The organism is Eikenella sp. NML03-A-027 (assembly GCF_001648395.1).
Taxonomy (GTDB): Bacteria; Pseudomonadota; Gammaproteobacteria; order Burkholderiales; family Neisseriaceae; genus Eikenella; species Eikenella exigua.
In genome coordinates, this window is the sequence record NZ_LXSM01000017.1 from 16,755 (window position 1) to 25,601 (window position 8,847).

Here is an 8,847-nt window from a genome sequence, read left to right on the forward strand (position 1 = left end):
GGAAATTTAGGTATGGCACGGTTGAGAGAGTTTTATATTGAGACGGTTGTTCCTGCGTTGATGTCGCAGTTTGGGTATAAGTCCATCATGGAGGTTCCTCGTATTGAAAAAATAACATTAAATATGGGGGTTGGTGAGGCAGTTGCTGATAAAAAAGTGATGGAGCATGCTGTTAGCGATTTGGAAAAAATTGCTGGGCAGAAGCCTGTTGTTACTTTGGCTAGAAAATCAATTGCTGGGTTTAAGATCCGTGATGACTATCCGGTTGGTTGCAAGGTTACTCTTCGTAAGGAGAGGATGTTTGAATTTTTGGATAGATTAATTTCTGTAGCTTTGCCGCGTGTTAGAGACTTTCGAGGGGTGAATAGTAAATCTTTTGATGGTCAAGGTAATTATAATATGGGTGTTCGTGAGCAGATTATTTTCCCTGAGATTGAGTACGATAAGATTGATACACTTCGTGGGTTAAATATCACGATTACTACTACTGCGAAAACGGATGAAGAGGCAAGAGCATTGCTTTCGCTTTTTAAATTTCCATTTAAGGGATAATCATGGCAAAAAAAGCTCTTATTAATCGAGAAGCTAAACGCGTTGCGCTTGCAAAAAAGTATGCTGCAAAGAGGGCTGCAATTTTTGCAGTAATTAATGATGCAGGGGTAAGTGATAAAGAGCGATTTGAGGCTCGTTTAAAGCTTCAAGCTATTCCTCGAAATGCATCACCTATTCGTCAAAGAAGACGCTGTGCTTTAACGGGGCGACCACGTGGCACCTTCCGTAAGTTTGGCTTAGGGCGTACTAAGATTCGCGAGATTGCGATGCGTGGTGAGATTCCTGGTGTTATTAAGGCCAGCTGGTAAATTTTAAGGATAATGGTAATGAGTATGCATGATCCTATTTCTGATATGCTGACTCGCATTCGTAATGCGCAGCGTGCAAATAAAGCTTCCGTTGCTATGCCTTCTTCTAAGGTGAAATGTGCAATTGCTAAAGTTCTGCAAGAGGAAGGGTATATTGATAGCTTTTCGGTGTCTTCTGGTGTGAAGCCCGTTTTGGAAATTCAGTTGAAGTATTACCTGGGAAAGCCGGTAATTGAGCAGATTAAGCGAGTTTCTCGTCCCGGCTTAAGGGTGTACAAGGGTGCAGATTCAATTCCGCGAGTTATGAATGGGTTGGGTATTGCTATCGTTAGTACATCCAAGGGCGTGATGACTGGGCATAAGGCTCTTGCCTCAGGTGTGGGTGGTGAGTTGTTGTGCATCGTGGCTTAACTTTAAGTGGCCAATTAAGGAGCTTTATTTAAAATGTCTCGTATAGCAAAAAATCCAGTGCATGTCCCTGCTGGTCTTGATGTTGAGCTTGGGGCTGGTAAGTTGGTAATAAAGAATAAGAGTGACAAGTTAAGTGTTGCAGTGCCTAGTAGTATCTTGGTTCAGTTTGCTGATGGGCAGTTAGTATTTTCTGCTGTTACTGATACTAAAGAAGCAGATACAATGTCAGGTACTATTCGGGCGATTGCAGCTAACATGGTTAAAGGGTTGGCTGAAGGATTTGAGAAAAGGTTACAGTTGGTTGGTGTGGGGTATCGTGCACAGGCCCAGGGCTCTACCTTAAATCTTTCTTTGGGATTCTCGCATCCTGTTGTTTATGATATGCCAGCAGGTGTGTCTGTTCAGACACCGTCTCCCACGGAGATAGCGCTGAAGGGCGCCAATAAGCAAATTGTAGGGCAGGTAGCAGCTGAAATTCGTGGTTTTCGACCTCCTGAGCCTTATAAAGGTAAGGGTGTACGCTATTTGGACGAAGTGGTAGTTTTGAAAGAAGCAAAGAAAAAATAGCTAAGGAATTACATTCATGGATAAGTATACTAGAAGAGCTCGTCGCGCGCATAAAGCGCGTGCGCGCATAAAGCAACTTGGAGAGATTAGGTTGTGCGTATTTCGAAGTAATAACCATATTTACGCACAAATAATTGATGCGAGTGGTGGTATTGTTTTGTCTCAGGCTTCTACAGTAGAGTCAGAGGTAAGAAAAAGCTTAGACTCATGCAGTAATGTTCAAGCTGCATCTTTAGTGGGTAAAAGAATTGCGGAAAAAGCTAAAGCATTAGGTATTGAAAGAGTTGCTTTTGATAGATCTGGTTTTCAGTATCATGGGCGTGTCAAAGCATTGGCAGAGGCCGCTCGTGAAAATGGCCTGAATTTCTAGGATAATAGTTACAGATTTGAGGATCAGATAATGGCAAAGCAAGATATTGAAGAACGTAATGATGGCTTGATTGAAAAAATGGTTGCTGTTAATCGTGTCACCAAGGTAGTTAAGGGTGGTCGAATCATGGCGTTTTCAGCACTGACAGTGGTTGGTGATGGTGATGGCCGTATCGGAATGGGTAAAGGTAAATCTAAAGAAGTACCTGCTGCGGTTCAGAAAGCTATGGATCAGGCTAGACGTTCAATGATTAAGGTATCATTGAATAATGGAACTATTCACCACGAGGTGGTTGGTAAACATGGTGCTACAAAGGTGTTTATGCAGCCTGCAAAAGAAGGTAGTGGTGTAAAAGCCGGTGGCCCAATGCGACTAATTTTTGAAGCAATGGGGGTTCATAATATTTCTGCAAAAGTACATGGTTCTACTAATCCATATAATATCGTTCGAGCCACTTTAGACGGTTTGGTAAAATTATATGCCCCGAGTGAGGTGGCAGCTAAACGCGGTATGTCTGTGGAAGAGTTGGGGGTTTAAGATGAGTACGCAAAAGACAATTATTGTAACGCTTACTAAGAGTTTGATTGGTACGGTTAAATCTCATCGGCAGTGTGTCCAGGGCTTGGGTTTGCGCCATCGGCATCATTCAGTTGAAGTGTTAGATACTCCTGAAAATCGTGGAATGATTAATAAAGTAAGTTATCTCTTGAAGGTTGGGGGCTAATTATTTATGTTTTTGAATACAATTCAACCATCTGCAGGCTCTATCCATGTTAAGCGTCGTGTTGGACGTGGTATTGGTAGTGGTCTTGGTAAAACGTGTGGTCGTGGACATAAAGGGCAAAAAAGCCGTGCTGGTGGATTTCATAAGGTTGGTTTTGAAGGCGGGCAGATGCCTCTTCAGCGCCGCCTTCCCAAGAGGGGCTTTAAGCCAATCTCTTCTTTGAAAGCAGCAGTTATTACTTTGTCTGACTTGAATAAAGTAAATGGTAAAGAGGTTGATATCCTAATATTAAAACAAAACGGCTTATTAAACTCTGAGGTGAGCGCGGTTAAAGTGGTTGCTACTGGGTCTATCGCTAAAGTACTTACTGTTCGTGGCGACGTTAAGGTTACCAAAGGTGCTCAGGCAGCTATTGAGGCTGTTGGTGGGGTTGTAGAGTTGTCTTGATATTTGTTGAAAATACCGAGAGGTGGCTGTAATTAGGAATTTAGCAAGAATGAATGATTTGAGAAGACGCCTGTTGTTTTTGCTCGGGGCTCTTATCGTCTTTAGGGTAGGGGCTCATATTCCTGTACCTGGAGTCAATGCTGCAGCACTCGCTAATAGTTTTAAGGAAGGTAATGCCGGTATCTTGGGGATGCTTAATCTCTTCTCTGGCGGTTCTTTAGAGAGGTTTAGTATTTTTGCCATAGGAATTATGCCATATATTTCAGCATCTATTATTATTCAATTGGTTGCTGAGGTACTACCATCGTTAAAGGCCTTGAAAAAGGAAGGGGAAGCGGGACGCCGAGCTTTGACCAAATATACTCGTTGGGGAACTCTGATTGTTGCGATAGTACAAGCATTTACAGCGGCGGCGTTTGTTTATCAGCAACCAGATCTTGTAGTGATTGGACGGTCAGAGTTCTACATTTCTACAATTACGTGTCTGGTAACCGGAACCATGTTCTTGATGTGGCTTGGAGAGCAGATGACTGAGCGTGGTATTGGTAATGGTGTTTCATTATTAATTACAGCAGGAATTGTGGCTGCTCTCCCTGGCGCGGTTAGTAACTTGTTGAATCTGGCAATTACTGGTGCTAGTGGCTATGGGGTAATTCTTTTTGTATTGTTCGGTGGGTTGTGCCTGATCTATATAGTTGTTTATATTGAGAGTGCTCAGCGTAAGATTCCTATTCATTATGCGCGTCGACAAATCGGGAACCGAATTGTACAAGGACAGAAAACCCATTTGCCATTTAAAATAAATATGGCAGGCGTGATTCCTCCAATTTTTGCATCTAGCGTAATTTTATTCCCGTCTCAAATTATTGGGTGGTTGGATAAAAGAGTGGATGGTAATGTATTTGTTGATTTTATCGCTGCTAATCTTTCCCCAGGTAAATCTTTATATTTGGTAGTATTTGCAGCGGCCATAATTTTCTTCTGCTATTTTTATACTGCGTTAGTATTTAGCCCAAGAGAAATGGCTGAGAATTTGAAGAAAAGTGGGGCTTTCGTCCCAGGTATTCGGCCAGGTGAACAAACCTCAAATTATTTGGAAAAAGTGGTTATGCGCCTTACCTTCTTTGGTGCGTTGTATATAACTATTATTTGCTTGATTCCAGAGTTTGTTACGGGAGTGCTCGGCATTCCATTTCATTTGGGTGGAACGTCTCTTCTTATTTTGGTTGTTGTTACTATGGACTTTGGTACTCAGGTTGCTTCCTATCGTATGAATCAGCAGTATGAGCATTTAATGAGGAAAGGTTCAGCTAAGAAGTAATTGTACTATGTAAGTAAAGAGATTATGGCTAAAGAAGATACTATACAAATGCAGGGCGAGGTATTGGAGACTTTGCCTAATGCGACCTTTAAAATTAAACTGGAAAATGGCCATGAAGTATTAGGACATATTTCTGGGAAGATGCGAATGCACTATATCCGGATTTCACCTGGTGATAAGGTTACTGTAGAAATGACACCTTATGACTTATCCCGTGCTCGTATCGTTTTTCGAGCTCGTTAAATCATGAAAAGGAAAATAAATGCGTGTTCAACCATCGGTAAAGAAGATTTGTCGCAATTGCAAGGTTATTCGTCGCAATCGCGTTGTGAGAGTGATCTGCACAGATCCACGTCATAAACAGCGACAAGGCTAATTGTTTAAAATAAAATATGCTATGCTTGTGTAGCTTTTCGTCTTAAAAGGAAACGAAGAATGGCTCGTGTTGCAGGAGTGAATATTCCTAATAATGCCCATGTTGTAATTGGTTTGCAGGTAATTTATGGTATTGGCGCCAGTCGCGCAAAATTGATTTGTAATAATGCAGCTATTGCTCCTGATATTAAGGTAAAGGATTTGACAGAGGGGCAGTTAGATGCTTTGCGTGAGCAGGTTGCGCAGTATGAAATTGAAGGTGATCTGCGTCGTGAAATTACTATGAATATCAAACGACTGATTGATATGGGTTGTTATCGTGGGTTTCGTCACCGTCGTGGTTTGCCATGTCGTGGGCAGCGTACTAGGACTAATGCCCGTACTAGAAAAGGTCCTCGTAAGGCAATTGCAGGCAAAAAGGGTTAGGAGATTAAGTTAAATGGCTAAAGCAACTACAGTTGCGCGTGCGCGTAAAAAAGTACGGAAAGTAGTGAATGATGGTATTGTCCATATTCATGCCTCTTTTAATAATACTATAATTACCATTACTGATCGACAGGGTAATGTTCTGTCTTGGGCTACATCTGGTGGTGCAGGGTTTAAAGGATCTCGCAAAAGCACCCCTTTTGCCGCTCAGGTAGCTGCTGAAGCAGCTGGTAAGGCTGCGCAGGAATATGGTGTGAAAAATTTGGAAGTTCGCATTAAAGGGCCTGGGCCTGGTCGAGAGTCTTCTGTTCGTTCTCTAAATGCTATCGGTTTTAAGATTGTAAGTATTACTGATGTTACTCCATTGCCTCATAATGGATGTCGTCCACCTAAAAAACGTCGTATTTAATCTGGAGTAATTAACTTATGGCACGTTATATTGGCCCTAAATGCAAATTAGCTCGTCGTGAAGGTAGCGATCTTTTTTTGAAAAGTGCGCGCCGTCCTATTGAGTCAAAATGTAAACTTGAAAACGCTCCTGGTCAGCATGGTGCAAGAAGAGGTCGTTTGTCTGACTATGGTATTCAGCTACGTGAGAAACAAAAAATCCGTAGATTATATGGTGTGTTAGAGAGACAGTTCCGCCGTTATTTTGCTGAAGCCTCACGTCGTAGGGGTGCGACTGGCGAGCTGTTGTTGCAGCTGCTTGAGTCACGTTTGGATAACGTGGTATATCGCATGGGTTTTGGTTCTACTCGTGCGGAAGCTCGTCAGTTGGTATCCCATAAAGCAATTTTGGTGAATGGCGAAGTAGTTAATATCCCGTCTTTCCAGGTAAAAGCGGGAGATACTGTCTCTGTGCGGGAAAAAGCTAAAAAACAGGTTCGTATCCAAGAATCATTGCAATTGGCTGCTCAAATTGGCTTGCCAAGCTGGGTTTCTGTAGATGTCGATAAGCAAGAGGGCGTATTTAGAAATATGCCTGACCGTGCTGACTTGTATAGTGATATTAACGAGCAGTTAGTGGTTGAGTTTTACTCAAAATAATTTCATTGGCTCAAAAAAGGGGGCAGTTAAATGCAAAACAGCACCTATGAATTTCTGAAGCCGCGACAGATTGATGTAGATGCTTTGTCTGCAACGCGTGCAAAAGTTTTTATGGAGCCATTTGAGCGGGGTTTTGGTTATACATTAGGCAATGCGTTGCGCCGTATATTGCTATCATCAATGAATGGTTTTGCACCTACAGAGGTGGTAATTGACGGTGCACTGCATGAATATTCTACTTTAGATGGTGTTCAGGAAGATGTTGTAGACATATTGCTGAATATTAAAGGAGTGGTATTCAAGCTTCAGGGACGTGATTCGGTCCAGGTTAGCTTAAATAAATCAGGTAGTGGGGTAGTAACTGCTGCTGATTTGGAATTGCCGCATGATGTGGAAGTAATTAATCCAGAACATGTTATTTGCCGCTTGTCTGATAATGGCAAGATTGAACTGACAATTACTGTAGAAAAGGGTCGTGGCTATCAAACTGTTAGTAGCAGGGATGATGACCACAAGCAAATTGGCGCTATTCATTTGGATGCCAACTTTTCTCCTGTTCATCGTGTTAGCTTTGAGGTTCAGGCTGCTCGTGTGGAGCAGCGGACGGACTTGGATTGTTTGGTTTTAGATATTGAAACCAATGGTGCAATTGATCCGGAAGAGGCAGTGCGTCGAGCAGCTCGGATACTGATTGATCAAATGTCGGTATTTGCTGACTTGGAAGGGACACCGGTTGAAGAGTCTAAAGAAGAAGCTCCGCATATCGACCCGATTCTGCTACGCCCAGTAGATGATTTGGAATTGACTGTTCGTTCAGCGAATTGCTTGAAAGCTGAAGATATCTACTATATTGGTGATTTGATTCAGCGAACCGAAACCGAATTGCTGAAAACCCCGAATCTTGGCAGAAAATCTTTAAACGAGATTAAAGAAGTATTGGCTTCAAAAGGCTTGACCTTGGGCTCAAAATTGGATGTGTGGCCACCTGTTGGTTTAGATAAGCCTTAATATTTAATTGAAAAGGATAATAAAATTATGCGTCATGGTAATGCCAACCGCAAATTAAACCGCACAAGCAGCCATCGTGCAGCGATGTTGCGTAATATGGCTAATTCGCTTTTAACCCATGAAACTATTGTAACTACTCTGCCTAAGGCTAAAGAGTTGAGACGAGTAGTAGAGCCTTTGATTACTTTGGGTAAGAAGCCTTCTTTGGCTAATCGTCGTACTGCCTTTAACAGAACTCGCGACAGAGATGTTGTAGTGAAACTGTTCGATGAGTTGGGTACTCGTTTTGCCAGCCGCAATGGTGGTTATGTTCGTATTTTGAAATATGGCTTCCGTAAAGGTGATAATGCGCCGTTAGCATTGGTGCAATTGACCGATTTAGCCGCTGAAGACTCAAATACTGAGGCTGCATAACTGTTTGATTGAGCTGTTGCTGAAAGCTGAATTCTGTGGATTACATAGAATTCGGCTTTTTTTATTTGTTGGGCTTTGAATTAAGCTTTATATTTGTTTCAAATAGGGATGAGACAAGGTGGTAAGTTGCGGACAGCACAGAGGAGTGTGGCAAAGCAAACTAAATTTATATTCTATTTATGTAACAATTAAATGGCCAACTCCTTCTTTCTTCAAAGCTCTCTTCTGAAAGGCGTTGAATCTAATCGTCCCATATTTGGAATCATGCACAACTCCGCTACTTTTGCTGAACTTCGGTGCAGTATCCTATCTTGATGGACAGGACACTAATCCCGTTTATTCAGTGCTCTCAATTCTTATGATTGGCACACTATTTTCAGGCAGCTTTGTTCGTATTCCAGCTGCGGATACTAATCTACCCCCGCAATAGCTATCTGCTACACCTCCTATCCAAGCATCGGTATAATCCCTTAAGGTTAGCCAGATCCACCAATCGGCCGGCTAAATACATTCCCAATATAAGGCAGTATAGCAAGCTAATACATAGCCAAGACTAGGCTAATTTGCTAGCAACCCTGTGTACAAAATGCTTTCCTGCAACCAACACACCAATTATCTAATAAGGATACCCACCATGCCCTACCAAGTACAGCTTCCCATCGTTATCACGCCTGCTGATCTGCTTCTACATTGCAGCGGCCCCACGCACGAAGCCTGGGATGGCCAACCGCGTGTATTTTTGCCGATTACCTCCAACGGCAGCATCGAATGCTCGTATTGTGGCAGCATCTATCAGCTCAACGGCGAAGTAGGTGGGCATTACTAACGCTCTGGTTTTAGTATAGTGGGGCAGTTCGCAACTGTTACCGCCTTGGCC

General features: G+C 42.5%; 17 protein-coding genes. All 17 read left to right on the forward strand.

The window, feature by feature from the left end:
• The first annotated feature begins 12 nt into the window (after positions 1-12).
• Positions 13-552: a 50S ribosomal protein L5 gene (gene rplE / locus A7P96_RS08810; RefSeq protein ID WP_067442703.1), complete on the forward strand. Its 540-nt coding sequence runs from the start codon at positions 13-15 to the stop codon at positions 550-552.
• A gap of 2 nt (positions 553-554) precedes the next feature.
• On the forward strand, positions 555-860 hold the full coding sequence (rpsN, locus tag A7P96_RS10450; protein ID WP_049259020.1) for a 30S ribosomal protein S14: 306 nt from the start codon (positions 555-557) through the stop codon (positions 858-860).
• An 18-nt stretch (positions 861-878) separates the two neighbouring features.
• A complete protein-coding gene (rpsH, locus tag A7P96_RS08815; RefSeq protein WP_067526404.1) occupies positions 879-1,271 on the forward strand; it encodes a 30S ribosomal protein S8 in 393 nt (130 codons plus the stop codon).
• A gap of 33 nt (positions 1,272-1,304) precedes the next feature.
• A complete protein-coding gene (rplF, locus tag A7P96_RS08820) occupies positions 1,305-1,838 on the forward strand; it encodes a 50S ribosomal protein L6 (RefSeq protein WP_067447422.1) in 534 nt (177 codons plus the stop codon).
• A 16-nt stretch (positions 1,839-1,854) separates the two neighbouring features.
• Positions 1,855-2,208, forward strand: a complete 354-nt coding sequence (rplR, locus tag A7P96_RS08825; RefSeq protein ID WP_067442706.1) for a 50S ribosomal protein L18 — start codon at positions 1,855-1,857, stop codon at positions 2,206-2,208.
• Positions 2,209-2,238: 30 nt separating this feature from the next.
• Positions 2,239-2,745, forward strand: a complete 507-nt coding sequence (rpsE, locus tag A7P96_RS08830) for a 30S ribosomal protein S5 (protein WP_067526406.1) — start codon at positions 2,239-2,241, stop codon at positions 2,743-2,745.
• Position 2,746: 1 nt separating this feature from the next.
• A complete protein-coding gene (gene rpmD / locus A7P96_RS10455) occupies positions 2,747-2,932 on the forward strand; it encodes a 50S ribosomal protein L30 (protein WP_082881547.1) in 186 nt (61 codons plus the stop codon).
• Positions 2,933-2,938: 6 nt separating this feature from the next.
• Entirely contained in the window at positions 2,939-3,379 is a 441-nt protein-coding gene (gene rplO, locus A7P96_RS08835; RefSeq protein ID WP_067526408.1) for a 50S ribosomal protein L15, read from the forward strand.
• A 49-nt stretch (positions 3,380-3,428) separates the two neighbouring features.
• Positions 3,429-4,700 carry a preprotein translocase subunit SecY gene (secY, locus tag A7P96_RS08840; protein ID WP_067526410.1) on the forward strand — a complete coding sequence of 424 codons (1,272 nt, stop codon included), beginning with the start codon at positions 3,429-3,431 and terminating at the stop codon, positions 4,698-4,700.
• Positions 4,701-4,724: 24 nt separating this feature from the next.
• Positions 4,725-4,943 (forward strand): translation initiation factor IF-1, encoded by a 219-nt coding sequence (gene infA, locus A7P96_RS08845; protein ID WP_049259017.1) that lies wholly within the window; start codon positions 4,725-4,727, stop codon positions 4,941-4,943.
• Positions 4,944-4,962: 19 nt separating this feature from the next.
• Positions 4,963-5,076, forward strand: coding sequence for a 50S ribosomal protein L36 (rpmJ, locus tag A7P96_RS10460; protein WP_049259016.1), 114 nt, complete (start codon positions 4,963-4,965; stop codon positions 5,074-5,076).
• Between the two features lie 59 nt (positions 5,077-5,135).
• Positions 5,136-5,501: a 30S ribosomal protein S13 gene (gene rpsM, locus A7P96_RS08850; RefSeq protein ID WP_067447427.1), complete on the forward strand. Its 366-nt coding sequence runs from the start codon at positions 5,136-5,138 to the stop codon at positions 5,499-5,501.
• A 13-nt stretch (positions 5,502-5,514) separates the two neighbouring features.
• The gene (gene rpsK / locus A7P96_RS08855) at positions 5,515-5,910 is read left to right on the forward strand and encodes a 30S ribosomal protein S11 (RefSeq protein WP_067447428.1); all 396 of its coding nucleotides are present in this window, start codon (positions 5,515-5,517) and stop codon (positions 5,908-5,910) included.
• Between the two features lie 17 nt (positions 5,911-5,927).
• Complete coding sequence (gene rpsD / locus A7P96_RS08860; RefSeq protein WP_067526411.1) at positions 5,928-6,548, forward strand: 30S ribosomal protein S4; 621 nt, start codon at positions 5,928-5,930, stop codon at positions 6,546-6,548.
• A 30-nt stretch (positions 6,549-6,578) separates the two neighbouring features.
• On the forward strand, positions 6,579-7,556 hold the full coding sequence (rpoA, locus tag A7P96_RS08865) for a DNA-directed RNA polymerase subunit alpha (protein WP_067442718.1): 978 nt from the start codon (positions 6,579-6,581) through the stop codon (positions 7,554-7,556).
• Between the two features lie 27 nt (positions 7,557-7,583).
• On the forward strand, positions 7,584-7,970 hold the full coding sequence (gene rplQ / locus A7P96_RS10465) for a 50S ribosomal protein L17 (protein WP_067444105.1): 387 nt from the start codon (positions 7,584-7,586) through the stop codon (positions 7,968-7,970).
• A gap of 634 nt (positions 7,971-8,604) precedes the next feature.
• Positions 8,605-8,796: a zinc-finger domain-containing protein gene (locus tag A7P96_RS08870; protein WP_067526412.1), complete on the forward strand. Its 192-nt coding sequence runs from the start codon at positions 8,605-8,607 to the stop codon at positions 8,794-8,796.
• Positions 8,797-8,847 lie beyond the last annotated feature (51 nt).

Bases quoted from the DNA above. Each gene is read 5' to 3' on its own strand.
- rplQ (WP_067444105.1), top strand. From the start codon at position 7,584: ATGCGTCATGGTAATGCCAACCGCAAATTAAACCGCACAAGCAGCCAT.
- rpsN (WP_049259020.1), top strand. From the start codon at position 555: ATGGCAAAAAAAGCTCTTATTAATCGAGAAGCTAAACGCGTTGCGCTT.
- rplE (WP_067442703.1), top strand. From the start codon at position 13: ATGGCACGGTTGAGAGAGTTTTATATTGAGACGGTTGTTCCTGCGTTG.
- rplR (WP_067442706.1), top strand. From the start codon at position 1,855: ATGGATAAGTATACTAGAAGAGCTCGTCGCGCGCATAAAGCGCGTGCG.
- rpsE (WP_067526406.1), top strand. From the start codon at position 2,239: ATGGCAAAGCAAGATATTGAAGAACGTAATGATGGCTTGATTGAAAAA.
- rpsK (WP_067447428.1), top strand. From the start codon at position 5,515: ATGGCTAAAGCAACTACAGTTGCGCGTGCGCGTAAAAAAGTACGGAAA.
- rpmD (WP_082881547.1), top strand. From the start codon at position 2,747: ATGAGTACGCAAAAGACAATTATTGTAACGCTTACTAAGAGTTTGATT.
- A7P96_RS08870 (WP_067526412.1), top strand. From the start codon at position 8,605: ATGCCCTACCAAGTACAGCTTCCCATCGTTATCACGCCTGCTGATCTG.
- rplF (WP_067447422.1), top strand. From the start codon at position 1,305: ATGTCTCGTATAGCAAAAAATCCAGTGCATGTCCCTGCTGGTCTTGAT.
- rpsH (WP_067526404.1), top strand. From the start codon at position 879: ATGAGTATGCATGATCCTATTTCTGATATGCTGACTCGCATTCGTAAT.
- rplO (WP_067526408.1), top strand. From the start codon at position 2,939: ATGTTTTTGAATACAATTCAACCATCTGCAGGCTCTATCCATGTTAAG.
- rpsM (WP_067447427.1), top strand. From the start codon at position 5,136: ATGGCTCGTGTTGCAGGAGTGAATATTCCTAATAATGCCCATGTTGTA.
- infA (WP_049259017.1), top strand. From the start codon at position 4,725: ATGGCTAAAGAAGATACTATACAAATGCAGGGCGAGGTATTGGAGACT.
- secY (WP_067526410.1), top strand. From the start codon at position 3,429: ATGAATGATTTGAGAAGACGCCTGTTGTTTTTGCTCGGGGCTCTTATC.
- rpmJ (WP_049259016.1), top strand. From the start codon at position 4,963: ATGCGTGTTCAACCATCGGTAAAGAAGATTTGTCGCAATTGCAAGGTT.
- rpsD (WP_067526411.1), top strand. From the start codon at position 5,928: ATGGCACGTTATATTGGCCCTAAATGCAAATTAGCTCGTCGTGAAGGT.
- rpoA (WP_067442718.1), top strand. From the start codon at position 6,579: ATGCAAAACAGCACCTATGAATTTCTGAAGCCGCGACAGATTGATGTA.